The sequence below is a fragment of the Actinomyces timonensis DSM 23838 genome (assembly GCF_000295095.1).
In the GTDB taxonomy this organism is placed as follows: domain Bacteria; phylum Actinomycetota; class Actinomycetes; order Actinomycetales; family Actinomycetaceae; genus Actinomyces; species Actinomyces timonensis.
In genome coordinates this window covers 61,033-81,240 of the sequence record NZ_JH806633.1, presented here as the reverse complement: position 1 = coordinate 81,240, position 20,208 = coordinate 61,033, and the positions used below count along the sequence as shown (strand labels likewise).

Sequence of the window (20,208 nt, the reverse complement as noted above, 5' to 3'; positions counted from 1 at the left end):
CGTTCCCTCACTTGTTGGATGCGTGACGTGCCTTGTTGGCGCGGGCGGGTGCGTCCTTCGCCTCGGCGGGCTCCTCCGTGTCGGGAGCGGCGTCCTCGGCGGGCTCCTCCGTGTCGGGAGCGGCGTCCTCGGCGGGCTCCTCCGTGTCGGGAGCGGCGTCCTCGGCGGGCTCCTCCGTGTCGGGAGCGGCGTCCTCGGCGGGCTCCTCCGTGTCGGGAGCGGCGTCCTCGGCGGGCTCCTCCGTGTCGGCGAGGCGGAGCCCGAACTTGTCGAGCTCGTCGACGCGGTACCGGATGCCCCGGATCGTCACCATGTCGCTCATCAGCCGGCCGCCTTCACCAGTGCCAGGCGGTTCGGGCGCCAGATGACGACGCCGGCCCGCAGCTCGGCGCGCACGTACACGAGGTTGCGCTGCGCGTAGTCCTTGTGCTGGTTGAACGCGGTCACGGACAGGCCCTCGCGGTCGAGGAGCTGGACCTGCTTGAAGTCACCCATGAGCGCCTGGCCCTTGGTGATCTTCTCGCTGGTGATGACCGGGACGCCCCACAGGGTGTTCGGGCCGATGCCGAAGGGCCCCTGCCCGTAGAAGCGCTTCTCGGCGTCCTGGAGGAGGTCAATCTCCTCCTGGTCCTCGGGGTTGAGGAGGATCGCCTGGACGGTGCCGCCGACGCGCGCGATCTTCGTCTTGGCCCGGCGGACGGCCTTGATGATGTCCATGACGCCCTCGGCGGAGGTGTAGGTCTGCTCCTGCACGCCGCTGGTCTTCAGGATGCCCTTGGGCTCCTGGGCGCCGGTGCCGTTGAGGATCTTGTCCTCGATGACCGTGTCCAGGTTGTAGGCCAGGGAGGTCTGCATGTAGGACGCGAAGGCGGGGGCGTCGGAGAGGAGCTGGTTCGTGACGGTGAAGCCGTCGGCGAAGGTGTAGGGGGACGCGGTGGCGAGCGAGGTCTCCATGTCCGAGGTCGGCTTGAGGCCGTCGTTGGGGCTGGTGGCCTCGGCGACGATCGCCGCGTTGTTCGTGACGCTGGTGATCTGCACGTAGTCGAAGGCGCCGGCCATGCGCCCGCGCCCGATGACGTCGAGCAGGGTCAGGGGGCGGCGGTCCACCATGTCCACGGTCGGCATGCGCAGCGTCGCCGGGCGGCTGACCGGGGTGCCGAGCACGTCGCCATCGGCCTTGCGGTTGGCCATGAAGTCGGCCATGTCGCCGATCTTCACGCGCGGCATGGACAGGGGCGTGCCCTCTCCCAGGCCGGTGGGGTTGGCCTTCTGGAACTCGGTGTAGGCGTCGGACTTGATGTACCGGTCGCCGAGCGTGGTGGCGTTCTTGAAGCCGGAGTCGTCACCGGCGTCGTAGGCGTCCTCCTCGGGGGTCTTGGCGATGCCGATGAGGGCGGCGGTCAGGCCCTTGGCCTTGGCGATCTTCTCATCGAGGGCCTTGACCTCGTTGACGGCGTCCTCGACGGCCTTGATCTGCTCGTCGGTGACGTCGCCGCCGGCGGCGTTCATGATGTTCTGGGCGTCGATGGCGGCCTTAGCAGCGGCCTCGCGCGCCTCGGTGAGCGTGGACAACGGTCACGCTCCTTTCTGCCCGGTGAGGGCGTTGATCTGCTGGTTGAGTCGCGCGACGGCCTCCACCCGTGCCGCCTTACCGCCATCGGGGGCGGCCTCGGAGCCATGGGTGTTGTCGTCGCCTTCCCCCTCCTCGGGGGCGGTCTTGGTGGTGGCCATCCGCTCGGCGGCGATGGCCCGCAGGGTGTTGATCTCGTCGTCGGTCAGCGCGGTGGGCGCGTGCTTGACGTCCTCGATGCTGGTGTCCTGGTTCGCGCCGATCGGGACGACGCTCACCTCGTAGAGGGTGAGATCGCGCAGCTCGCGTGCCTTGGTCTTGTCGTCGAGCGTGACGACGGCGTCCTCGACGACGTCGTAGGCGAAGCTCATCTGGGCGACGGCGCCCGCCTTGAGGAGCCGGTGGACCTGCGCGCCGGTGGGGTTGTCGAGGTCGAGGGAGCATGTGACCTTGAGCCCGTGGTCGTCCTCGATGGCCTCGATGACGACGCCGATGAACATTTCGGGCTGGTCCAGCCTGTGCCTCCACAGGACGGGGATCGGCAGGCCCTTCTCCTTCCACTCCTTGAGGGTGCGGGTGAAGGCGCCCTTGGCGACGATGTCGCCGTAGGCGTCGGGCTCGCGTGTCCAGGTGGAGGCGTAGCCGGTGAACCCGGCCCCGTCGTTCGTGGCCTTGACCTCGACGGCGATGCTCTTGCGCAGCATCATGGGTCCTTTCAGTGGGCGTAGTAGAGGTTCACGGAGCAGGTGCATCCGGCGACCTCGTCGGCGCCGCCGACGGGGTCCCCGGGCCACTGCATGCCGTTGGAGAACGGGGCGTGCGCCGGGGCGATGTCCCCGTTCATCGCGACATGCGAGGGGCGCGGGTTGTCCGCGTAGGTGACCCACTCCTTGACGCACCGGCCCGGGGCGGCCTGCTTGGCCGCCTCGACGACGGCGAATCCGGCCATGGCGGCCGCGAGCGCGCGCCCGGCCGATGTCGAGCGCTGGTTCTCGGCGTTGGTGAACACCTGTGCGATGTCGCCTTCGGCGGCGAGGGCTGCCTCGATCTGTCGTCGGGTGGTCTCGTTGACCCATCGGGCCCGTGACGCCGTGACGGCCTTGAGGTAGTTCAGGGTGCGGTCCTGGTCCCAGTCCTGGTCGGGGTCGAGGCCCAGGGAGCGGACGGCGTCGCGTCCCATCTGCTCGACGCAGGCGGCGGCGAGTCGGTACAGGTCGGCGCCGAGTTCGCGGTCCCATCGGTCCTGGTCCCACCAGTCGGCCTTCGGGCCGATGGAGGCGGTCACGGAGCGGGCCTGGCGGGCGAAGAAGCGGCGCAGGATCTCCTGGGCCTTCTCGTCCCATCCGCCGGTGAGGTCGGCTGATTTGACCAGTGGGGCCCCGTTGGGGGCCTTCGAGGCCGGTGCGGGGGCCGTGCTCTGGTTCTGGGTGCCGGAGTCGGTGGGTGAGGCCTGCCCGCCCACGAGGACGTTGAGCGGGGTGATGAGGTCGTCCCCGCCGTCGATGGCCGGCAGGTTCTGGCGGGCGCGGGCCTCATTGCGGGTGAGCCATGGGGCGCCGGTCGAGGTCTGGAGGATCCGCGCCTGGTCCTCGAAGGAGCCGCGGAGCTTGGCGTCGAGGTGGGCCTCGACGTAGAGGCCGGAGTTGGGCTCCAGGATGTCCACGAGTGGTGCCAGGGCCTGCTCCCAGGCCTCGATGTAGGGGCCCAGGTTGTCGCGGTAGAGGGACTGGCGGAAGGCGTCGACGTTGGAGTAGGTGCCTTCGCGGACGCCGAGGATCTCGGGGGCGATGTGGTAGGCGGTGGCGACCTCGACGTCGGTCAGGCGCCGGGCCTCAAGGTCGTTGAGGTCGGCGGGGCGCCATTCGCGGTCATGCCACTTCATGCCCTCGTCGAGGACCATCACGCCGCCGGCCCGCTCGGCGTGCGCCTCGAAGGAGCGCAGGCTCGTGAGGAAGTTGTCGCGGGCCTCTCTCTTCGGCCAGGGGGTCTCGCGCTCCACCCATCCTGTGTGCAGGGCGGCGCGGCGCATGACCTCGCGGCGGTAGGACACTGATTCGGCGGACTCCCGCAGGAGCGCCGCCAGGGTGTCCACCGGGGAGGTGCCGCGCCCGTGGGACTGGGAGTAGCCGACGTCGAGGAGGAACCCCGCCGGGTCGAGGTCGCGGGCCTGCCCATCGGAGCCGGTGACACGGACGGCGGTGATGCGGTCCAGGCCGTCGGTGACGAGCCGGAAGCGGCGCGGGGGGATCCGCACCAGGCGAGTCCCGCTCTTGTCCTGCTCGACGGCGACGGCCCAGCGGTCGTTGAGGAGGCCGTCGAGGATGACGCGCTCCCAGAACCGCATCTGCGTCTGCCCGGGAGCGTCCGTGGGGCGCGCGATGAGCTCGGCGAGAGCGCCGTCGCGCACGCGGGCGCGGTCGTTGTCGCCGTCGAGCCGGTAGACGTGCAGCGGAATGCTGGCGATGTTGGCGGCGATGAAGCTGGTGACCTTGCGGATCGACGGCTGTGTCCTCCACGCCGAGGCGAGGATCGACTCCCCGCCGTCGTAGTCCACGAGCGGGACGCCGGGGTCCGCGACGTCGAGGCTCACCACGCCGCGCTCCTCGGCGAAGGCACCGAGCTCCCCAAGAGACTGGAAGATCACGAGACCACCTGCACAGGACACGGGAGCGGGACGATGAGGAGCCCGTCGAGCACGGAGCCGCCGGCCTGCTCGCAGTCGGCGAGGATGATCCAGTCGCGCCCGACCTGGCGGAGGGTCGCCCGGACGGTCTGCCCGTCGACGGCGACGACGACGCGGTGCCCCACATAGGGCCTGAGGGCCTTGCGCATCACGCACTCCATTCGTCACCAGAGGTCCACTGGACCGTCCTCGTAGATCGATTTCTCCTCGGGGACGGTCGTCAGCACGTCCCAGAGGGCTGCGGTCACCGCCACGAGCGGCGCCGCGTTGTGCGGAGAGTTGCGGCGGTCCCATGACCAGCCGTCCCCGTAAACGCGCTGCGCGCCGGTCCTGGCCGGCAGATCCAGCACCTCCTGCCCGCGATGGGACAGAGGCGCCAGCGCCCCGCCCGGGTCGGCGGCCGCCATGACGCGGTCGTAGATCAGTCCGCAGCCGACGGTCAGGTCCGTGCCCTGCCACGGGACCACGGTCACGCCCTCGACGTCGGACAGGGCCTGGATGAGCGTCGCCGCCGGGCATCCCCTGCCCTGCACCACGACGCGCACCGGATGATCCTCATCCGCAATGCTCGCGAACCAGTCGGGCACCCACTCGATCCAGTCCCCGCCGGGACGACCAGCGGCGACCTCGACCTGCGGGCGCCCATCCTCACGGAACCCGGCGACCCCGATGTATGCGCTCCCCCGGTCCCAGTTCACGTCCACGCCGAACGTCACCGGTGCCCCCTCGGGGATCACGCCGTTGACGTCCTCGCACAGACCCCACGCCTCACTGCCGAACGGGCCCTCGACCATGCCGGTGACCCACTGGCACAGGCACTCGGTGCGGAACACCGGCTCCGGATCCGTCGCGCACGCCGACGCCAGGGTCGACTCGGCCATCGTGTACCCCAGTGAGGGATTCGCCTCGGCCCAACCGGCGCGGTCCGCCACCGGGAGCCCCGGACGCGCCGACCACTCGAACAGCCCGAGGGTCCCGTCCGCCGCCGTCAGCGCCTCACCCGAGCAGATCCCGTCAGGGTCACCGACCGCCAGATGCGCCTTCTTGCGCAGGGACATCAGCACCACGGACGAGTCGTCGCCGGCATTGCTCATGCCCCAGATCTGCGCCTTGGGACGGGCCATCGTCGTCTTCGTCACCGCGCCCCAGGAATCCCAGTTGGTGTGCTCCCGCAGCTCATCGAGGACGACCAGGTCACCGGAGAGCCCGCGCCCCGCCTTGCGGTTCGCGGCCTTCACCTTGTACTTCTGCCCGCCCTTGAGATCCAGGCTCTTCTTGCCGTTGACCTTCACGACGCCCTTGACCTGCTCATTCAGGGCGTCGACCGACTCGACGATCTCCACGCACTCCGACCACACGGTCTCAGCGACGTCGAGGTCCTGCGCCGTGCCGATCACCAGCCCCACCTGGAGCGCGTACAGCGCCCAGATCGTGAGCACCTGCACGACCGTCGACTTGCCATTCTGCCGGCCGACCAGCAGCACGATCGTGCGGTAGCGGAGCCGATCCCCGGACTTAGCGAGCTCCAGCGCCCGGATCAGCAGGGCCTGCTGCCACGGCAGCAGATCGATCCCCAGGATCTCGTGCGCGAACTCGATCACCTGGTAGCCCAGCGACCTCGACGGCGTCAGGGGGCGCAGCGGAGGAGTGTGCACGCGCGGCTCGGACAACCCGCGCCGGCTCGCGTCCTCCACCAGGGGGCACTCCCGCTCCGCTTTGCGGATGAACCGGTCGTAGTAGGCGCCCGCGTCAGACGGCGTGGAGCTTCTTCGTGCCCTTGCGGAACTTCGCGAGCGCGTCGGCATCGTTCTTCTTCTCCTTCTTCTCCCACACGGCCCGCATCTCGGGCGTGAGCCCGAGTGCTGCCGAGGTCTTGAGGAAGAGGGACTCGCTGACGTTGTCGAAGCGCCCGTCGATCACCGGGAAGTCGGGGTCGTCCAGGCGGGCGGCGAGCCGGCGGAGCAGTTCGACCGTGCCGGCGTCGGCGTCGGTGATCCACTCGGCGGCCTGGAGGGCCTCGTCGAGGGTCGCGAGCATGGAGACGTCGGCGGGGAGGGTCATAAGTGACTCCTAAGACTGTTTTTCCGCGCGACCCCGGGCATCGCCTCGGGGAGGGGGAGTCCACTGCCCGCCCCTCTCGGGGCCCCGCTCAGCACCCCCGTGATTGTGACCCCCCTCTCATGTCAGACGTCTGAGGTGTGGTCTGCCCCACTGTTGGCTGGTGGTGCCGAGGTCGGGGGTGCTGGTGGTGGCGCCTCGGGATCGGTTGCAGGCGGAGTGGGTGATGCGGAGGTTGGCTGGGTCGAGTCTGAGGTGCGGTGCGTCGCGCCATGGCTTGATGTGGTCGACTTCGGGCGCGTTGGGCTGGTTGGGTCGCGCGCCGTAGTGGATGGGCAAGCCGCATATTGCGCATGGAAGGTTGTGTTGCTTGGCGTCGTTGGTGATGCGTGTTCGGAGGGTCTTCCATGCTCGGCTGTCGCGTCGTGTGGTCATGGGCGTGTCCTTTGGTTGGGTGCGGCGAACCCCGCGAACCTGGCCGGGTTGGTGGCGGCCGTGTGGTTCGCGGGGTTCGTCTTGATCCCGTCGCATCCCTGACGCATCTGCGACTGCGGGTTGTCCTTGGGCGGACTGGTCCCGCTGGGGTTGAGTGTTGCAGGGTGTCTAGCTCGTGTCTAGTTGACGGTTGGTTTTGGGCGTGTCGTTGGTGGGTGGGTGTGGTGGGTGGATGCGGTTGAGGACCTGGTGGAGGGGGTAGAGGGTGCGTCCCTGGGGGTCCTTGCCTTGGGGGGTGAGGTGTCCTCGGTGGGCCCAGGTGCGGATGGTGGAGGGGGTGACCCCGGCGGCGAGGGCTGCGGCGTTGGTGTCGACGAGGGGGGTGGTCACTCGCTGGGCTCGTCCTGCTCCTCGACGATGATCTTCAGGATCTTGGATGTCAAGGTGACTGCGAGGAAGAGGTCGGTGAACCTGCGGAGGTTGCGGTGCTGCTGCCAGGCGAGGTAGGCGACGGCGATGGCGAGGGTGGTGATGGAGGCGGTGGTGATCATCGGTGGTTCTCCTGGGTCTGTCGTGCGTGGGCGATGAGGTCTGCGGCGTCGAGGAGGAGTTGGGCGGTTTGGTCCCAGGTGAGGGGGTCTTCTTGTTGGAAGGTGAGGGCGACGTCGTTGAAGTGGTCGGTGATCTGGTCGAGTTGGTCTTCTGTCAGCATGTCTTCTTCTCCTGGTCGCAGTGCGCGTGGATGGCGATGCTGGCGCTCATGCCTGATCACCCACGGTGCTGAGGAAGCTGATGAGGCAGCAGAGTGGGCAGTCTTTTTCTTCGTGGGGGATGTCGGGGTGGTCGCTTGACGGGACGGCGGTCATGTCCTCCCACTCGTCGATGCTGTCGCAGTCGAACGCGCCGGCGATGACGACGGTGTCGGTCCCATACAGCTGGTACTTGCGTTTGCTACTGTCGAGGCACCTGTAGCCTGTGAAGAAGGCGAGGGTCCCGGGCTCGATCGGGTTGCCGTCGACCTTCCCCTTGAGGATGCGGATTATTGGCGCTGTCGGTTCGGGCTTGTGCGCGAGGAGGAGGACGGTTGATGCGCTGGTGGCCTCGTCTTCGCCGTGGGTGCGGATGGGGAGTGTCTGTTCGTTGGGGTCGTAGTCCTCGATGGTGAGGTATTTGTCTCCCGGTTTCAGGTCGCTGCCATTGATGATGAGGGTTTTGATGTCGATGCGGGTCATTGGTCAGTCTCCTTCGAGGAAGTGGGTGAGGTCGAGCACGGCCTGGGCGGGGTCTGTTAAGTGGTGGTTGGTGGTGGCGTATGGGGTGGTGCGCGTGGCGTTGATCTTCCCGGTGTCGTCGTCGATGGTGAGGGTGTAGGTGCGCAGGCTTGAGGTGATGACGCGTATCCAGGTGGGTCGGCAGAGGACGGTGATTGGTTCGGTGGGGCCGGTGGTGCGGCGCATGGCGTTGATGAGGATCTGCCATGGCGTAGTGGTGGTGGTCATCGGTTCAGAGGGTGGTTGTGATGGTGAGGGTGGTGAGGGCGGTCGCGGTGAGGGCGGTGGCGGCGGTGATGATGGAGGCGCAGGTGTCCTGGGTCTTGGTGTCCCAGTGGGCGCCGTGGTGGTAGAGGCGCAGTGGGATGGCGAGGGCGAGCGTGGTGGTGGTCATCGTGGCCGCGACGGTGAGGAGGGTGGCGGCGTAGGCCCATTGCGGGAGGTTGGCGAGGGTGGTGAGGGTGTTCATGAGGGGTTGGTTTCCTGGGGTTAGGTGAGGGTGGTTTGGCCGAGGATGACGAGGAGGAGGACGGCGCTCATGCCGGTGGCGAAGGTGAGGGTGATGGTGTTCGAGGCGCGGGCGTCGAGTTCGGCGGCGTGGAGGTGGGCGGCTCGTCTGGCGGTGAGGATCGCGAGGGCGGTCAGGATGAGGGCCGTGATGAGTCCTGTGGTGGTGGGGGCGGTCATGGTTGGTCCTGGTCGCAGTTGTGGCAGATGAGGGCGGCCGGGGGTTCGCCGGTCATGTCGGTTCCGCAGTGCGGGCAGTAGCCGATGTCGGGGCCGGCGTCGTCGTAGTCGTCTTCGGGGATCATTGGTCTGCTCCTGTCAGAAGGCGGGCTCGCTGTTGCCGGGGCCCCATGGGTCGTTGGCCGGGGGGTGGGGGGCCGGGGTGTCCCATCCGCTGGTCTGGTGGGCGGCGGGGTTGGGGTTGTGGGTTTGTGGGCGGCGGGGGATGACGCCTCGGAATCTGGGGTGGGCGAGTTCGAGGGATTCGCCGGGGGTGCCGTCGCGGCGCGTGTAGGTGCGGCGGATGAGGGTGCCGGTGACGGTGACGCGGTCGCCCTTGGTCAGGGTTTCGGCGGTCTGGGCGTCGTGGTCCCAGAGGGCGCAGCGGATCCACAGTGGGTCGCCCTGCTGCTCGAACTCGCCGGTCTGCCGGTTGAGGCGGGTCATGGTCGCGGCGATGCTGAGGTCGGTGACCTGTTTGCCCTGCGGGGTGAAGCGGGTCTCGGGGTCCTGCCCGAGGTTGCCGGTGATGGTGGCCTCAACGCTCATCGTCGTCCTCCTGCACGTCGTCGTTGTCGTGGTTGTTGTCGAGGTGCTGGGAACAGGTCTCGCACCAGGCCGGAAGGTCCCGGTCGGTGGCGTCGCCGAGCCTCATGCCTCCACCTCCTTCTCCGAGGGGCGTGGGGTGTTGCGGAGCCAGTCGGCGGCCTCACTGGTCAGGGGGTAGGGGACGGTGCCGTGGAAGCTCCGGGTCTTCGTGGTGGAGCCGGTCTCGAAGAGGAGGAGCATCCATGAGTCGCTGCGGGTCTTGGAGAGGTGGGCGCGGCGGATGCCGTTATCGAAGGAGACGCTCTGGCCGGCGTCGGGGGCCATGGCCCGGATGAGGTGGGCGGCCCAGCCCATGTCGGCGCTGACGCCCTCGTCTTCCAGGAAGTGCCGGTACATCAACTGGATGCACGTCGTCGCGAGGGACGCCGCGTCCGCGCCGGTGTCCTGGTCCCAACTTGCCGTGCGATCGACGGCCCCTGTGGCGGTGAGGAAGTCGCGGGTGATGCGCCAGGGGGTGGGGCCGCCGTGTAGGACGATGCGGATCCGCTCGCCGCCGATCTGCCAGACGGCGAGGTCGTCGTCGCCATGGCAGCGCATGTGCCCGAGTCCGAGGAGGTGGTTGTCCGCGAGCGCTTTGCGCAGGACTCCGGTTGCCGTGGTGGGGTTGTCGTCGGGGAGGCTGGTCTTGATGAGTTTGCGGATCTCCTCAGCGAGGGTGGACGGGGCGAGGCAGCGGAGGAGGTTGAACTCTCGGTCGGTGGTGAGGTCGGAGTAGTTGAGGTTCCAGAAGTCCTCCTCAGCGCTGTACGTGATCTCGGCTTCCATGGCGGGGCCGTAGAGGGTCACGAGGGGTTCGTTGTTGCCGGCGGTGAGGTCGAAGGGTCCCCAGTGGGGGCCTTGGATGCTGGTGATGATGGCGGCGATTCGGTGCCATTGGCTGGTGGCGAGCATGGGCTAGTGGACCTCCGTTGTGTTGTTGGGCTGGCGTGTGGTGGCGAGGAGTGGGGGGAGTGTGGTGATGAGGAGGAGTGCCACGGTGGGCAGGAGGATGTGGGGGGCCCTGGTGATGATGGCGGCGACCAGTCCGGTCAGGGCGATGGTGATGGCGGTCGCCTCGATGCGCTTGGGGTTCACCGGTGCGCCTCCCAGTCGGGGTTGTCGAGGTTCTGGCGGAGCAGGGTGAGGAGGTCGCGGATGGCGTCGATGTTGTCGCCGCGCACGCCGGCGGCGGTGATGTCGAAGCTGAGGACGGTCCCACTCATCCCGGCCTTGTTGGTGGTGATCTCGGCGAGGGGGGTGATGGTGAAGCCGGCGATGGGGATGGTGGGGCCGACGGCGACGCCTTCGTCGGGGTTGACCATCCAGCCCTTGCCGTCTGGGATGAAGCCCGCGTCGTTGCTAGGCTCGTTGTTGAAGGGGGTGTGCATTGCTTCTCCTTCCTCGGCCCTCGCCCGGCTGCATCCCGGGCGGGGGCTCTTCTTGTGTTGTCCGGGTTGTCAGGCGGGTGTTTCGATGACCTCGAAGGCGGTCTCGAATTTGACGGGGTGGTGGGCGAGGATCGCGCCGATGAAGGCGGAGCCGGCGTTGGCGTCGCCCCGCAGCTGCCGTGAGGCGGTGCTCTTGTCGACGCCGATGGCGTGGGCCCAGGCGGTCACTCCCCCGGCGTCCTTGCATGCCCGCTGGACCCACTCAGTGCGGGCGCGCACTGTGTGCGCCATGTCGGACCTCCTTGGTGTTGGGTTGGGCCAACTCGCTGGTTGGGTTGGCCCGTCACGGTCCGACCGTACACCCATCGTTGGTGCGCCACAACTCGAATGTTGCGTCAACCCATATTGCGATTTTGCAACAACGCAACTATGCTTGCGCGTATGAGCAACACGACCTGGTGGGGCTACGTTCGGTCCCTCATCGGAGACGACGCCTACAGCACCGCCGCCGACCGGGCCGGCTTCGACAAGTCCGCGTTCACCCGGTGGGCGCGCGGAGCGGGGGCGGCCCCGGAGTTCGCCGTCAAGCTCGCCCGCGCCTACGGGGCCAACCCGCTGCCCGCGCTGGTGGCGTCGGGGCTCCTGACCGAGGGCGAGGCGGACACGCGCGAGGTCGCGGTCGGCACGCGCGACGCGCTGCGACGGGCGTCCGACGCCGATCTCCTGCGAGAGCTGCTCAGACGCGTCGATGACGTCGGGGCCCTGGCCGGCCAGTCCGGCACGGGGCGCCGATGACACGGGGCGCGCCACCTCACGAGATGATGATTGGAGACGGGATCATGAGGAAGTCGAAGCAGCCGTACGAGACCGTGACGGTGCGCAAGTCGAAGGAGACCAGCAAGCTGGTCGCGCAGGGATGGGAGGTGGTCTCGACGTCGGGGAAGGAGAACTGGTTCTGGGGGTCGGACTACCGTGCGGTGCTGCGGCGCCCCAACCCGAAGTACAAGGGCCGGGCGCCCATCGCCTAGCAGCGCGCGAATTAGGGGGCCGTCCCCACCACTGGGTGGGGACGGCCCCCTAATCGTCTTGGACCGGCGGGGCCGGTCGTCGCCGGTTACATCTCGTCGCGCCGAAAGGAACCCCCTAAGAGTGATCTTCAGCATTCATTCTGGTTGGCGGAGCGGCGGCAGCGCCGGCACCCAGGACGCCCGGCACCGCAGGCACGCCGCCCTCTCCCCGTCGAACAGCACGACGCCGTGCCCGCACTCGGGGCACGGCGGGTCGCAGTCCCGCAGGACGCGCACCGGCTCGGCCAGCCCCTCGACCTGATCGCAGCGCGCCAGTAGGAGCGTCAGCGCCCGCCCGGTGCCCCACAGCACCTCGAAGTCGGTGCGCTCGACCTCGGCCGCCGTGGCCGCCAGGAACGCGCACCCCTCGGCCAGCCCGAGGCGGGCGAGCCCCGCCCTGAGAACGCCCCGGTGCATGGCCTCGCGCTCGCGGACGATGCGGGCGGCGTCCTGGGCCAGGGCGATGACGGCGTGCCTGGCGGGCGCGCGCCCGGCGAACCTCCCGGCGAACCTCCCGGCGGCCGGGCCGTGCCCGCTCCTGCCGGGGGTCGGGTCGAGCGCGGCGATGCGGCGGGCGACCTCCGGGGCGCCCCACTGGATCCAGTCCACCCACTCACTCATTGTCCCGTCCTGTTCCGTGCATTTCCTGTGAGCCGATCTGAGGAACTTTTTCCACCCCACCCTTCCCGGGGTGCATCCGACGCATTCTGTCGCGTTCTAGGCGGCAGCGGTGGATGATCCGGGGGGGTTCTGAGCCTGCGGAGGACTTCCCGGGCGCGCTCCGGGCCGGTGAGTCCGCCGAGGACGTCCGGCCCCTCGATCGCCGGCGGCGGGGTCCGCCCGATCGCGTCCCACGCGGCGTCCTCGGCCGAGTCGCGGTCCAGGCCGTCCATGAACCGCTCCTGGGCGATCCGGCGCCAGGCGATCTCGACGGCCGGCTCACGGCCGAGCCCGGCGGGGATGAACTCGCCGTGGGCGGCGATCTCGTCGCGCAGCCTGGCCCGGCGCTCGGCGTAGGAGCCCGAGGGCGCGGACCGCATCGCCTCCAGGAGGTCCCCGGGAGTGACCTTGGGCGCCCTCTCGGATGTCTCGCGGCGCGTGGCGAGCCAGGCGGCGCCGGCCATGAGCCCGGACTCGGTGGCGTCCGGGGCGGCGGCGTTGATGGCCTGGGCCCAGAAGGCGTCCTGGCCCCGCATCGCGAAGTTCAGGTTCGCCAGGGTCAGCGCGTACAGGACGCGGCCCATCGCCTGGGTGGTGATCATGCCGCGCCCCCGATCATCATCGGGAGCGGCGCCGGTTCCTCGGACGGGCGCTGGGAGTCCAGGAAGATCTGCTCGGCCTGGGACAGTCGCGGCGCCCGATCGCGCTGGGCGGACAGGCGGAGCCGGTCGAATTGTTTGCGCAGCGTCGGCATGGACAGGACGTTGGCGCGCCAGAAGTCGTCGCCCTCGACCCAATCGATGGCGGCGAGGGCGCTGTCGACGGTGACCTGGTCGCGGTCGATCATGAGCCGGGCGCTGGTGCGCCAGGCCCTGGTGATGCGGGGGCGCTTGCCGGTGCGGCGCTGGACGGAGTCGGCCATGGCGTCGCAGACCCGCTCGACGTCCGGGCGGTCCTCGTCGTCGACTCCACCGACGGCGCGCTTGTCCCGGGCGAGCTCTTCGCGCTCGCTGGAGACCAGGGCGACGCCCAGCCCCGGCGGCTCGACGTAGCCGTCGGAGGCCGGGGGCGAGGGCTGCGGCGAATCGGGGTCGGCGATCTCATCGCCGACGAAGAATTTCCCTGTTCCCTGTTCCCTGTTCCCTGTTCCCTGTTCCGGGAGTGAGCCCTCAGTGAGGGTGTCATGAGTACTCACTGAGCCCTCAGTGAGTGTGCAGGTTTCGGCGTCATAGCGCGGATATCTCGGCTTCGACGGGCGATTCACGCGCTGATGTTTGTCCCACGCATTGACCTGTAGATAACTCCCCCCGTCGGGGCCCCGGAATCGGGTGATCAACCCCCTGTTTGAGAGCGTCATGAGGCCTCCGTGAACACTCACTGAGCCCTCAGTGAGTGCGTCGAGAGGGAACAGTGAGCACAGGATGAGCTGCTCACTGTCGCGCCCCACGCCGTTGTCGTCCACATAGGACCACAGGCCTATGAAGAGCAAGCGCTCGAAGTAGGTGAGGGCGGCGATGTCGTCGCTCGTCCAGAAGTCTGGCTTAATGGTCCGGATCCTCATGCTCAGCTCCCAACGTTGGCGTACTCCAGTAGGACGTCGGCGTGGCAGGGGGCGTCGAGCGGGCACCAGCACATGAGGTCGTGCCCGCCGAGCTCCTCCTCGGCGTAGACCTGCCCGAGCAGGTCGTCAGCGAAGATGTCCCGGAAGTAGCAGACGGCGGACGCCTGCGCCGCCTCGTAGTCCAGGTGCGTGTCGAGGACGTCGAGGTAGCCGTGGCAGGCGAGGTCTATGACCTTCCAGTCGTTGGTGTCGCGCACGACCTTGTAGGGGTTGCCCCACTTGGTGCCGCGCCCGACATAGATGGCGGGCTTGCCGCATCCGCAGGAGCACATGGGTGCCCGCCACCCCGTGGCGCGCTTCCTCTGGACCCGCTTGGGTGTCATGCTGCGACCCCCTCGGGGTGGAGTGCCCGGCTGGTGCGCATGCGCCACGTGAACGCTGCCCACTCCTCCTCAGACCACGGGTTCATTCTGTCCTTCGCCTCGGCGTCGCTGGCGTCCTGGTTGAGGCCGTGGAGGTGCGCGGCGATGGCCTCGCGCGCCGCGTCCTCAGTGAGGCGGATCTGTCCTGACAGGACACGGGGCAGATAGTCCGCGTCGCTGGAGTGGCCCAGCATTTCGCTGTGCCACTCGTAGGTCATGCCCCTTGGGTTCTCCTCCCAGAGCTCTTCGGCCCAGTCGATGACGTAGGAGCGGACGTCGAGGCAGGCGGGGCACTCGTTGAATCGCCAGATGCTGCCCTCGTCGGCCACAGTGTCGGAGCCATATCGAGTTCCCGGGGCGATGCGGCGTCCGCAGACGTCGCAGTGGGCGCGGCCTCGGGAGATGGGGCGGGATTCTCGGATGACGCGGTTCATGGTGTCTCCTCAGTGATGTGCAGGGTGAGTCGGTGGGCGCCGGTGGGCAGGTCGGGGATGGCCGCCCCGATGCGCATATCGGGGCCGATCAGGTGCGTGGCATCGTCGTCGGGGAGGAACTCGTAGTCGATGAGCCCGTCCACGGCGGCCTTGATGGTGGGGTAGGCGTTGGCGGGGTCTGTGCGTCGGCGTGTGCGGCCGTGCACGAAGACCTCGATGCGGGCCCGGGCCAGGTGCTTGGGGAGGTGGGCGCGGCGTGCCTGCATGCGGGCGATGGCCCGCAGGTCCCGCACGCGCCTCGCTTTCTCGGCCCAGTGGTAGCGGCCATTGGAGGTGAGCCACAGGGACGCGGGCACGTCGAGGGTGAGGATCATGGGTGAGGTCACAGCAGCCTCCCCGCGATGACCCTGGAGACCGCGCCGGACCCCGGGAAGAGATCGTCCACAGTGTCCTCGGCGGGGTCGTAGCCCAGGAGATCCAGCACCCAGGTGACCCACTGGTCAGGCTTGGCTCCGACGAGCCCGGCCTGGGGGTGGGGGGCCTGGAGCGTGTCGGGGACGCTCATGCCGGTGCTGGCGGCGCGACGCGAGTCGGGCACGCGGAAGATGAGCGCCTCCCAGGTGGATCTGACCCTGGCGCCGTCGGGGATGGCGTTGGTGACATGCCAAATGCCGCATCTGGCGCCCAGCAGGTCCGCGTGCGGCAGGAGCTCGCCGAGGGTCTTGGCGGACGCCGCCATCGCCCACCCGTCCCAGTGGAGGTCGAGGTCGGTCATGAGCTCCATGTGCTGCTCGGGGTCATCCCACAGGCCGGCATCAGGATGCCACTCTCTATCCTCGCGCCTGCGTCCTTTGGCTCTCCCGGGAGTGCCGTAGTGCGGGTGCTGTCCGCCGCCGTACCAGAGGGTGGCGCGTCCCAGGTACGGCGGGTCGGCGATCGCCAGTCTCATCAGCAGGCCTCCCTCGCGATGAGGGATGCGAGCATGTCCGGTGTGCCGAGCTCATCCGTCTCCTCGGGGGCGTGCCCCCCCATGGCGGCCCAGCCGGCGAGGATGCTCAGGGCGTGGGCGGCCTGCTGGGGGACGACGCCGTTGCCGAGCAGGCGCAGCTGCGCGGTGCGGGACACGCCCGGCACGTCGGTGACCCACCCCTCGGGGAGGCCCATCATCCACTCCACGAACCGGGCGGACAGGCGTCGCCCGGTGGGGGTGGGTTCGGTGGGGGGCGGGCTCGGGCGGGTCAGAGTCTCCCACTGGATGATGGCCGGCAGGTAGGTGCCGTAGTCGATGCCGCCGCGCTCAGCGGTGCTGACGGCCAGGTCTCCGAGCGAGAGCCCGTACCCTGGGGACTGCCGCTGCTCGGGCTGCGCCTTCGGGGTCGGCAGGAGCCTCACAGCCGAGCGATCACGGTCTGGAGGTTCGGGGCGCCCGTCCCGTGGGTGCCGGGGCCAGTCGCTGATGATGCGGAGGGCGTCGGCAGCAGCCTCCCGCCGCGTGGCGAGCAGGAAGAGTCTGGCTCGCCGGTGGGGGGCGCCGACGTCGGAGGCGCGCACAGTCGTCCACTGCGCGTCATACCCGAGGTCGGCCAGGTCTCCTGCCACACGGCCGAGCGCCCGGCATAGGGGCTGCTCCTGGTCCACAGTCCAGCCTCGGGCTCCCACGAAATCGTCATCGTCACTCCTACTCCATGCCGGGGCCGACAAGGCCCCGGCGACGTTCTCCCAGATGACCACCAGCGGGGCGAGCCGGTGGATGGCGGTGACCATGGACTCCCAGAGCCCCGACCTCGTGCCGGGGCGCATGCCCGCCCGGCGCCCCGCAGTTGACAGGTCCTGGCAGGGCGACCCGCCGGTGATGACGTCCACGGGCTCCACGCGCGCCCAGTCCACGCGGGTGACGTCACCCAGATTCGGGGTGTCCGGGTACCGGTGGGCGAGCACCGCGCGGGGGCCGGGCTCGATGTCAGCCACCCATGCGGTGCGCACGGGGCCGAGCATGCCGAGGGCGAGGTCCAAGCCCCCGTATCCGGCGAACAATGATCCGACGGTGGTCATCACGCATCCCATTCGTCGGCCAAGTCCGTGAGGATGGAGGCGGCGGCCATTTCTGCGGCCTGGACGGGGGTGAGGGTAATCCCGTCTCTGTTGATATGGCGGTAGACGACCAGATCGCTGGGATATGGGCCGGCGATGATCTCTATGCCGTGCTTGTAAATGCCCCATCCGATGCGATGCTGGTCGTTGGAGACGACATAATTGAGGCACATGTTGAGGTGCAGGGCTTTCAGGATGCCATTGGTCTCCAATATGGCACGGTAAGCGCTCGGGGCCGGTTCGGCCTGCGAGACTCGCTCGACAATTTTATCAATGGCTTCCTCGGTGCTGTACGAGCAGGGTAACCACGGCGCGTACCATCTATTGCGTCCCGATAAACTGATGACGGTGGCCGTATCGCAGCCGACAGTGACACCGAGAGCGTATGGTTCGGCTTTGACTGACGTCAGGGCGGCGACGCTAACGATCCTCTTCCGGACGAGGCTGTCTCGCATGTAAATAGCTGTGTCGTCACCGATTTCCAGCGTCTTGGTCCCGTTGTAAGCCTCGGCGAGGAGGACGCGCTCGTGCAGGACTCGCTCGATGCGGGAGGACGGGCTCATGATCACCTTGTCGAACACTGGGTCTGCGACCCAGGCGGCGCCTCCGTTCTCGGCGATCACGAACGGACGCCCATTCTCGAAGATACTTCTCACGAATATCATGATCTTTCCTTGCTACTAGTCAGTGGTGTGGAGACTCAGGCTAATGTTCGTCACAGACTGTCCCCGTCGATCAGTGTGCAGACGATTGACGCCACGCCTTCGAATGTGCGCGGCAAGAAGGTGTCAAACACATCTGCCATGCCATCCCCGTTGAAGAGCACGTAGACGACGTCGTCAGGTTCCTCAGCGATATAGCAGCACCGGTTGTCCGCCACCTCTATGACCACGTCATTGCGCTGTATCACGGGGCATTTGAAGAGAGCGAGTACTCTCGCCACTAGTCGCTTCATTTCGAACGCGCTGTACGGCGCGTGAGTGCCCGAGAATACGCGGGAGACTCGCCCAGACGGCTCGAAAGGTTTAACGCCGGGTATTTCCGGTGGGAGAAGGAGGTTGAAATCTTCGCCCTGTAGAACTGCATAATTGTGATCCAACGCGTCAGTTGCAATGAGGTCAAGGTAACCAAGTCGTGGTGAGAGTCTCAACGTGTCGAAGCCTTCGACGGTGGTGCGTTCCAGCGTCGTCCTCTTCTTTTCGGGGAAAATCATTGCCGGGCCTCGATCCCGAGTTCTTTCGCCTGCTTCTCGGTCATGGGGCGCGCGGTGAACCGCAGGATCATGACGGGGCGCTCCCCGTGGCGGATCTCGGCGGTGACCTGGCTGGTCAGCACCATGCGCGCCGACCGCAGCTCGTCCATGAGGTCGGCGATGGCCTCGCACCTCTGGTGGGTCAGGGGGACGCTCTGGAGCATCCTCCACGTCCACTCGCGCTGATCGGCGTTCACGGCCGGGCCTCCTCGACGACGGCCTCGCCCACCTCGACGGCCTCGGGGGCCGGTTCGGCGGTCTTGGGGGCCGGTTCGGCGGTCTTGGGCTTGCGCTTCCGGCTGATGCGCACCGGCTCGGTGCTCTCCAGCTCGATGTCCTCCACCGAATAGGCCATGCCCGCGAGCGCGTCCGGGGCGATGCGGCGGCAGGCCTCAGCGGCGCCCTTGGCGTAGAGCATCGCCTGCGGGTCGGAGGAGTACTTCTTGTTGGAGGTGTAGCCGGCCTGCTGGGCGCGCTGGATAGTCCATGTGCAGCGCTCGATGTGCTCGCTGCCGCGTCGCCGTCCGCAGACGGTGACTGATTCTGGGGTGGATTCCTCGGTCCAGATCTCGTGGCCTGCGGCGAGGACGATGGAGACCATGGAGCGGGCGTACAGGCCGGTCTTGCCAGCGACGACGTAGATGGATTCCAGGGCGGTGGTGGGGTCCAGGCCGAGCGCGATGCCCCTCATGATCGCTGCGGCCGCGTCTGCGGGCTTGCCCCTGAAGACCTCGGGGCACTGCGCAGTGCTGGTCAGGGCGTTGGCGAGGGCCTTAGCGAATTGCATGGAGTCGGCCCATGCGGACAGGCTGCGTCGGGCGCTGTCGGCGAGGGCGACGGGGCCGGCCCCGGTGGAGGCTGCGGTATCCAGGTCCTCGCGCAGGCTGGTGGGGTGGGTGTTGATCAGGTCGGTCATTTGTAGGTCCTTGGTCAGTGGGCGGGGGCCCAGGAATCGATGGTGGGGATGAGGCGGGAGACGGCCAGGACGCTGGTGAAGGCCTCCATGGCCGCTTCGATGGGTGGGCCGTCGACGAGGCGGGCGCCGTCGGGGGTCAGGTGGACGACGGCGATCCGGTCGACGAGGGGGATGGGGACCTCCTGGTCGTCTTGGACCATGAAGTCGGCGCTGGCGTAGGCGGCGAGCTGGAGGAAGTGGGAGCCGTGGACGCTCTTGGAGGTCTTCCAGTCGCACAGGGTGGGGGTTCCGTCGACCCAGGCGAAGAGGTCGGCTGTGCCGGCGTACCAGTGGGTGCGGGAGGCCAGGCGTGCCTCGGTGGCGATGGGGCGCACGTCGTGGGCGTCGAGGAAGTCAGCGGCGGCCTGGACGTAGGGGACCATCTGGGGGTTGACGTCGACGTCGTCGCCGTGGGCCAGGGATTCGGCCAGGGCGTGCACGGCGGTGCCTCGGATGGCTGCCCTGTCTCGCTCGGCCCAGGGGGCGCGCTTGAGGGTCTTGATGACGGCGTCGGCGCCCATGGTCGCCACGTCGTGGGCGAGGGTGCCGGAGGTGTTGACGGCGGTCTCGGCGACGACTTTGGCGGCCCAGTAGGGCAGGGCGGGTTTGGGCAGGGCCTTGCCGATGATCGTGGTGACGCCGGGGACGGGCCGGCCGTCGAGGGTGTAGCGGTGGCGCTTCTCGTCGAAGGTGAGTGTCGTGGTCATGCCGCGTTGCCGATGCTGATCGGGGCGAGGCGGTCGACCTCGTCGCGCGGGATGAGGGTGCCCCGTCCGATGGGGCGGGCGTAGCCGGGCAGGGAGCCGCGCCGGAGGGAAGCGTAGATGGTGGATGGGGCGACGCGGAGGCGGCGGGACGCCTCGGCGACGCTGTAGCAGTCGCGCACGCTCAGGCCCGCCGGCAGGGCGTCGAGCTCGCGTGTGGTGGTCGTGATCATCACTGCTCCTGAGTCAGTCATCCACTAGACCGTCTAGTAGATGCCGACGACACTAGACGCAACTGAGTCGAAAATCAACAACACGCTGCCGCACTGAACCGCACACTGGA

General features: G+C 68.4%; 37 protein-coding genes. 2 read left to right on the top strand and 35 right to left on the bottom strand.

What is annotated here, in order from left to right:
* Positions 1–7 precede the first annotated feature (7 nt).
* The 21 genes from A1QA_RS15010 to A1QA_RS0106690 all read right to left on the bottom strand — a co-directional run bounded on the left by A1QA_RS15010 (position 8) and on the right by A1QA_RS0106690 (position 11,010).
* On the bottom strand, positions 8–322 hold the full coding sequence (locus tag A1QA_RS15010) for a hypothetical protein (RefSeq protein WP_017178164.1): 315 nt from the start codon (positions 320–322) through the stop codon (positions 8–10).
* The gene (locus A1QA_RS13915; RefSeq protein ID WP_017178163.1) at positions 322–1,572 is read right to left on the bottom strand and encodes a phage major capsid protein; all 1,251 of its coding nucleotides are present in this window, start codon (positions 1,570–1,572) and stop codon (positions 322–324) included. Before A1QA_RS13915 ends, A1QA_RS15010 begins: the two co-directional genes overlap by 1 nt.
* Positions 1,573–1,575: 3 nt before the next feature.
* Entirely contained in the window at positions 1,576–2,274 is a 699-nt protein-coding gene (locus A1QA_RS16170; protein ID WP_167320645.1) for an HK97 family phage prohead protease, read from the bottom strand.
* A gap of 11 nt (positions 2,275–2,285) precedes the next feature.
* Positions 2,286–4,214, bottom strand: coding sequence for a phage portal protein (locus tag A1QA_RS15005; RefSeq protein ID WP_017178161.1), 1,929 nt, complete (start codon positions 4,212–4,214; stop codon positions 2,286–2,288).
* Entirely contained in the window at positions 4,211–4,402 is a 192-nt protein-coding gene (locus A1QA_RS15840; protein ID WP_017178160.1) for a hypothetical protein, read from the bottom strand. Before A1QA_RS15840 ends, A1QA_RS15005 begins: the two co-directional genes overlap by 4 nt.
* A gap of 15 nt (positions 4,403–4,417) precedes the next feature.
* A complete protein-coding gene (locus tag A1QA_RS15835) occupies positions 4,418–5,947 on the bottom strand; it encodes a terminase (protein ID WP_154652307.1) in 1,530 nt (509 codons plus the stop codon).
* A 55-nt stretch (positions 5,948–6,002) separates the two neighbouring features.
* The gene (locus A1QA_RS0106765; RefSeq protein ID WP_017178158.1) at positions 6,003–6,314 is read right to left on the bottom strand and encodes a terminase small subunit; all 312 of its coding nucleotides are present in this window, start codon (positions 6,312–6,314) and stop codon (positions 6,003–6,005) included.
* A 117-nt stretch (positions 6,315–6,431) separates the two neighbouring features.
* Positions 6,432–6,746, bottom strand: coding sequence for an HNH endonuclease (locus tag A1QA_RS16800; protein WP_026048757.1), 315 nt, complete (start codon positions 6,744–6,746; stop codon positions 6,432–6,434).
* 168 nt (positions 6,747–6,914) lie between these two features.
* The gene (locus tag A1QA_RS16315) at positions 6,915–7,136 is read right to left on the bottom strand and encodes a MerR family transcriptional regulator (RefSeq protein WP_017178157.1); all 222 of its coding nucleotides are present in this window, start codon (positions 7,134–7,136) and stop codon (positions 6,915–6,917) included.
* Positions 7,133–7,297, bottom strand: coding sequence for a hypothetical protein (locus A1QA_RS15825; RefSeq protein ID WP_017178156.1), 165 nt, complete (start codon positions 7,295–7,297; stop codon positions 7,133–7,135). Before A1QA_RS15825 ends, A1QA_RS16315 begins: the two co-directional genes overlap by 4 nt.
* Positions 7,294–7,458 (bottom strand): hypothetical protein, encoded by a 165-nt coding sequence (locus A1QA_RS15820; protein WP_017178155.1) that lies wholly within the window; start codon positions 7,456–7,458, stop codon positions 7,294–7,296. The genes A1QA_RS15825 and A1QA_RS15820 overlap by 4 nt, the downstream gene beginning before the upstream one ends.
* 46 nt (positions 7,459–7,504) lie before the next feature.
* Positions 7,505–7,978: a hypothetical protein gene (locus tag A1QA_RS0106740; RefSeq protein WP_017178154.1), complete on the bottom strand. Its 474-nt coding sequence runs from the start codon at positions 7,976–7,978 to the stop codon at positions 7,505–7,507.
* 3 nt (positions 7,979–7,981) lie between these two features.
* A complete protein-coding gene (locus tag A1QA_RS0106735) occupies positions 7,982–8,245 on the bottom strand; it encodes a hypothetical protein (protein WP_017178153.1) in 264 nt (87 codons plus the stop codon).
* A 4-nt stretch (positions 8,246–8,249) separates the two neighbouring features.
* Entirely contained in the window at positions 8,250–8,486 is a 237-nt protein-coding gene (locus A1QA_RS0106730; RefSeq protein ID WP_017178152.1) for a hypothetical protein, read from the bottom strand.
* 20 nt (positions 8,487–8,506) lie between these two features.
* Positions 8,507–8,704 carry a hypothetical protein gene (locus tag A1QA_RS0106725; RefSeq protein ID WP_017178151.1) on the bottom strand — a complete coding sequence of 66 codons (198 nt, stop codon included), beginning with the start codon at positions 8,702–8,704 and terminating at the stop codon, positions 8,507–8,509.
* Positions 8,701–8,829 (bottom strand): hypothetical protein, encoded by a 129-nt coding sequence (locus A1QA_RS16685; protein WP_017178150.1) that lies wholly within the window; start codon positions 8,827–8,829, stop codon positions 8,701–8,703. The genes A1QA_RS0106725 and A1QA_RS16685 overlap by 4 nt, the downstream gene beginning before the upstream one ends.
* 13 nt (positions 8,830–8,842) lie before the next feature.
* On the bottom strand, positions 8,843–9,292 hold the full coding sequence (locus A1QA_RS15000; protein ID WP_017178149.1) for a single-stranded DNA-binding protein: 450 nt from the start codon (positions 9,290–9,292) through the stop codon (positions 8,843–8,845).
* Positions 9,293–9,394: 102 nt separating this feature from the next.
* The gene (locus tag A1QA_RS0106705; protein ID WP_017178147.1) at positions 9,395–10,243 is read right to left on the bottom strand and encodes a hypothetical protein; all 849 of its coding nucleotides are present in this window, start codon (positions 10,241–10,243) and stop codon (positions 9,395–9,397) included.
* Positions 10,244–10,246: 3 nt separating this feature from the next.
* Complete coding sequence (locus A1QA_RS0106700; RefSeq protein ID WP_017178146.1) at positions 10,247–10,426, bottom strand: hypothetical protein; 180 nt, start codon at positions 10,424–10,426, stop codon at positions 10,247–10,249.
* Positions 10,423–10,719, bottom strand: a complete 297-nt coding sequence (locus A1QA_RS0106695; protein ID WP_017178145.1) for a hypothetical protein — start codon at positions 10,717–10,719, stop codon at positions 10,423–10,425. Before A1QA_RS0106695 ends, A1QA_RS0106700 begins: the two co-directional genes overlap by 4 nt.
* 69 nt (positions 10,720–10,788) lie before the next feature.
* Entirely contained in the window at positions 10,789–11,010 is a 222-nt protein-coding gene (locus A1QA_RS0106690) for a hypothetical protein (RefSeq protein WP_017178144.1), read from the bottom strand.
* A 150-nt stretch (positions 11,011–11,160) separates the two neighbouring features.
* Here A1QA_RS0106690 and A1QA_RS13890 point away from each other — a divergent pair, with 150 nt between their 5' ends.
* Both A1QA_RS13890 and A1QA_RS0106680 read left to right on the top strand, forming a co-directional pair.
* Positions 11,161–11,514, top strand: a complete 354-nt coding sequence (locus tag A1QA_RS13890) for a hypothetical protein (RefSeq protein ID WP_017178143.1) — start codon at positions 11,161–11,163, stop codon at positions 11,512–11,514.
* 44 nt (positions 11,515–11,558) lie between these two features.
* Positions 11,559–11,747: a hypothetical protein gene (locus A1QA_RS0106680; RefSeq protein WP_154652306.1), complete on the top strand. Its 189-nt coding sequence runs from the start codon at positions 11,559–11,561 to the stop codon at positions 11,745–11,747.
* 135 nt (positions 11,748–11,882) lie between these two features.
* On the opposite strand, the gene A1QA_RS0106675 is transcribed toward A1QA_RS0106680, so the two are convergent.
* The 14 genes from A1QA_RS0106675 to A1QA_RS0106605 all read right to left on the bottom strand — a co-directional run bounded on the left by A1QA_RS0106675 (position 11,883) and on the right by A1QA_RS0106605 (position 20,098).
* Positions 11,883–12,407, bottom strand: coding sequence for a hypothetical protein (locus A1QA_RS0106675; protein ID WP_017178141.1), 525 nt, complete (start codon positions 12,405–12,407; stop codon positions 11,883–11,885).
* The gene (locus A1QA_RS0106670; RefSeq protein WP_017178140.1) at positions 12,404–13,048 is read right to left on the bottom strand and encodes a hypothetical protein; all 645 of its coding nucleotides are present in this window, start codon (positions 13,046–13,048) and stop codon (positions 12,404–12,406) included. The genes A1QA_RS0106675 and A1QA_RS0106670 overlap by 4 nt, the downstream gene beginning before the upstream one ends.
* On the bottom strand, positions 13,045–13,641 hold the full coding sequence (locus A1QA_RS15815; RefSeq protein WP_154652304.1) for a hypothetical protein: 597 nt from the start codon (positions 13,639–13,641) through the stop codon (positions 13,045–13,047). The genes A1QA_RS0106670 and A1QA_RS15815 overlap by 4 nt, the downstream gene beginning before the upstream one ends.
* A 368-nt stretch (positions 13,642–14,009) precedes the next feature.
* Positions 14,010–14,390 (bottom strand): DUF4326 domain-containing protein, encoded by a 381-nt coding sequence (locus A1QA_RS0106655; protein ID WP_026048756.1) that lies wholly within the window; start codon positions 14,388–14,390, stop codon positions 14,010–14,012.
* Entirely contained in the window at positions 14,387–14,863 is a 477-nt protein-coding gene (locus tag A1QA_RS0106650) for a hypothetical protein (RefSeq protein ID WP_017178138.1), read from the bottom strand. The genes A1QA_RS0106655 and A1QA_RS0106650 overlap by 4 nt, the downstream gene beginning before the upstream one ends.
* On the bottom strand, positions 14,860–15,249 hold the full coding sequence (locus A1QA_RS13875; protein WP_017178137.1) for a hypothetical protein: 390 nt from the start codon (positions 15,247–15,249) through the stop codon (positions 14,860–14,862). Before A1QA_RS13875 ends, A1QA_RS0106650 begins: the two co-directional genes overlap by 4 nt.
* Positions 15,246–15,812, bottom strand: coding sequence for a hypothetical protein (locus tag A1QA_RS0106640; protein ID WP_154652303.1), 567 nt, complete (start codon positions 15,810–15,812; stop codon positions 15,246–15,248). Before A1QA_RS0106640 ends, A1QA_RS13875 begins: the two co-directional genes overlap by 4 nt.
* Complete coding sequence (locus A1QA_RS0106635) at positions 15,812–16,915, bottom strand: DNA cytosine methyltransferase (protein ID WP_017178135.1); 1,104 nt, start codon at positions 16,913–16,915, stop codon at positions 15,812–15,814. The genes A1QA_RS0106640 and A1QA_RS0106635 overlap by 1 nt, the downstream gene beginning before the upstream one ends.
* Positions 16,915–17,619 carry an alpha/beta hydrolase gene (locus A1QA_RS0106630; protein WP_017178134.1) on the bottom strand — a complete coding sequence of 235 codons (705 nt, stop codon included), beginning with the start codon at positions 17,617–17,619 and terminating at the stop codon, positions 16,915–16,917. The genes A1QA_RS0106635 and A1QA_RS0106630 overlap by 1 nt, the downstream gene beginning before the upstream one ends.
* A gap of 50 nt (positions 17,620–17,669) precedes the next feature.
* Complete coding sequence (locus tag A1QA_RS15810; protein ID WP_154652302.1) at positions 17,670–18,167, bottom strand: hypothetical protein; 498 nt, start codon at positions 18,165–18,167, stop codon at positions 17,670–17,672.
* Positions 18,164–18,403 carry a hypothetical protein gene (locus A1QA_RS0106620; RefSeq protein WP_017178132.1) on the bottom strand — a complete coding sequence of 80 codons (240 nt, stop codon included), beginning with the start codon at positions 18,401–18,403 and terminating at the stop codon, positions 18,164–18,166. Before A1QA_RS0106620 ends, A1QA_RS15810 begins: the two co-directional genes overlap by 4 nt.
* Complete coding sequence (locus A1QA_RS13870; RefSeq protein WP_017178131.1) at positions 18,400–19,122, bottom strand: hypothetical protein; 723 nt, start codon at positions 19,120–19,122, stop codon at positions 18,400–18,402. Before A1QA_RS13870 ends, A1QA_RS0106620 begins: the two co-directional genes overlap by 4 nt.
* A 14-nt stretch (positions 19,123–19,136) precedes the next feature.
* Entirely contained in the window at positions 19,137–19,868 is a 732-nt protein-coding gene (locus A1QA_RS13865; RefSeq protein WP_017178130.1) for a PD-(D/E)XK nuclease family protein, read from the bottom strand.
* Positions 19,865–20,098, bottom strand: a complete 234-nt coding sequence (locus A1QA_RS0106605) for a helix-turn-helix domain-containing protein (RefSeq protein WP_017178129.1) — start codon at positions 20,096–20,098, stop codon at positions 19,865–19,867. Before A1QA_RS0106605 ends, A1QA_RS13865 begins: the two co-directional genes overlap by 4 nt.
* Positions 20,099–20,208: the final 110 nt, after the last annotated feature.

Excerpts from the sequence above, each read along its gene's own strand:
- A1QA_RS15010 (WP_017178164.1), bottom strand. The coding sequence starts at position 322 with ATGAGCGACATGGTGACGATCCGGGGCATCCGGTACCGCGTCGACGAG.
- A1QA_RS16170 (WP_167320645.1), bottom strand. The coding sequence starts at position 2,274 with ATGCTGCGCAAGAGCATCGCCGTCGAGGTCAAGGCCACGAACGACGGG.
- A1QA_RS15840 (WP_017178160.1), bottom strand. The coding sequence starts at position 4,402 with ATGCGCAAGGCCCTCAGGCCCTATGTGGGGCACCGCGTCGTCGTCGCC.
- A1QA_RS0106765 (WP_017178158.1), bottom strand. The coding sequence starts at position 6,314 with ATGACCCTCCCCGCCGACGTCTCCATGCTCGCGACCCTCGACGAGGCC.
- A1QA_RS16800 (WP_026048757.1), bottom strand. The coding sequence starts at position 6,746 with ATGACCACACGACGCGACAGCCGAGCATGGAAGACCCTCCGAACACGC.
- A1QA_RS15825 (WP_017178156.1), bottom strand. The coding sequence starts at position 7,297 with ATGATCACCACCGCCTCCATCACCACCCTCGCCATCGCCGTCGCCTAC.
- A1QA_RS15820 (WP_017178155.1), bottom strand. The coding sequence starts at position 7,458 with ATGCTGACAGAAGACCAACTCGACCAGATCACCGACCACTTCAACGAC.
- A1QA_RS0106740 (WP_017178154.1), bottom strand. The coding sequence starts at position 7,978 with ATGACCCGCATCGACATCAAAACCCTCATCATCAATGGCAGCGACCTG.
- A1QA_RS0106735 (WP_017178153.1), bottom strand. The coding sequence starts at position 8,245 with ATGACCACCACCACTACGCCATGGCAGATCCTCATCAACGCCATGCGC.
- A1QA_RS0106730 (WP_017178152.1), bottom strand. The coding sequence starts at position 8,486 with ATGAACACCCTCACCACCCTCGCCAACCTCCCGCAATGGGCCTACGCC.
- A1QA_RS0106725 (WP_017178151.1), bottom strand. The coding sequence starts at position 8,704 with ATGACCGCCCCCACCACCACAGGACTCATCACGGCCCTCATCCTGACC.
- A1QA_RS16685 (WP_017178150.1), bottom strand. The coding sequence starts at position 8,829 with ATGATCCCCGAAGACGACTACGACGACGCCGGCCCCGACATCGGCTAC.
- A1QA_RS15000 (WP_017178149.1), bottom strand. The coding sequence starts at position 9,292 with ATGAGCGTTGAGGCCACCATCACCGGCAACCTCGGGCAGGACCCCGAG.
- A1QA_RS0106705 (WP_017178147.1), bottom strand. The coding sequence starts at position 10,243 with ATGCTCGCCACCAGCCAATGGCACCGAATCGCCGCCATCATCACCAGC.
- A1QA_RS0106695 (WP_017178145.1), bottom strand. The coding sequence starts at position 10,719 with ATGCACACCCCCTTCAACAACGAGCCTAGCAACGACGCGGGCTTCATC.
- A1QA_RS0106690 (WP_017178144.1), bottom strand. The coding sequence starts at position 11,010 with ATGGCGCACACAGTGCGCGCCCGCACTGAGTGGGTCCAGCGGGCATGC.
- A1QA_RS13890 (WP_017178143.1), top strand. The coding sequence starts at position 11,161 with ATGAGCAACACGACCTGGTGGGGCTACGTTCGGTCCCTCATCGGAGAC.
- A1QA_RS0106680 (WP_154652306.1), top strand. The coding sequence starts at position 11,559 with ATGAGGAAGTCGAAGCAGCCGTACGAGACCGTGACGGTGCGCAAGTCG.
- A1QA_RS0106675 (WP_017178141.1), bottom strand. The coding sequence starts at position 12,407 with ATGAGTGAGTGGGTGGACTGGATCCAGTGGGGCGCCCCGGAGGTCGCC.
- A1QA_RS0106670 (WP_017178140.1), bottom strand. The coding sequence starts at position 13,048 with ATGATCACCACCCAGGCGATGGGCCGCGTCCTGTACGCGCTGACCCTG.
- A1QA_RS0106655 (WP_026048756.1), bottom strand. The coding sequence starts at position 14,390 with ATGACACCCAAGCGGGTCCAGAGGAAGCGCGCCACGGGGTGGCGGGCA.
- A1QA_RS0106650 (WP_017178138.1), bottom strand. The coding sequence starts at position 14,863 with ATGAACCGCGTCATCCGAGAATCCCGCCCCATCTCCCGAGGCCGCGCC.
- A1QA_RS0106640 (WP_154652303.1), bottom strand. The coding sequence starts at position 15,812 with ATGAGACTGGCGATCGCCGACCCGCCGTACCTGGGACGCGCCACCCTC.
- A1QA_RS0106635 (WP_017178135.1), bottom strand. The coding sequence starts at position 16,915 with ATGACCACCGTCGGATCATTGTTCGCCGGATACGGGGGCTTGGACCTC.
- A1QA_RS0106630 (WP_017178134.1), bottom strand. The coding sequence starts at position 17,619 with ATGATATTCGTGAGAAGTATCTTCGAGAATGGGCGTCCGTTCGTGATC.
- A1QA_RS15810 (WP_154652302.1), bottom strand. The coding sequence starts at position 18,167 with ATGATTTTCCCCGAAAAGAAGAGGACGACGCTGGAACGCACCACCGTC.
- A1QA_RS13870 (WP_017178131.1), bottom strand. The coding sequence starts at position 19,122 with ATGACCGACCTGATCAACACCCACCCCACCAGCCTGCGCGAGGACCTG.
- A1QA_RS13865 (WP_017178130.1), bottom strand. The coding sequence starts at position 19,868 with ATGACCACGACACTCACCTTCGACGAGAAGCGCCACCGCTACACCCTC.
- A1QA_RS0106605 (WP_017178129.1), bottom strand. The coding sequence starts at position 20,098 with ATGATCACGACCACCACACGCGAGCTCGACGCCCTGCCGGCGGGCCTG.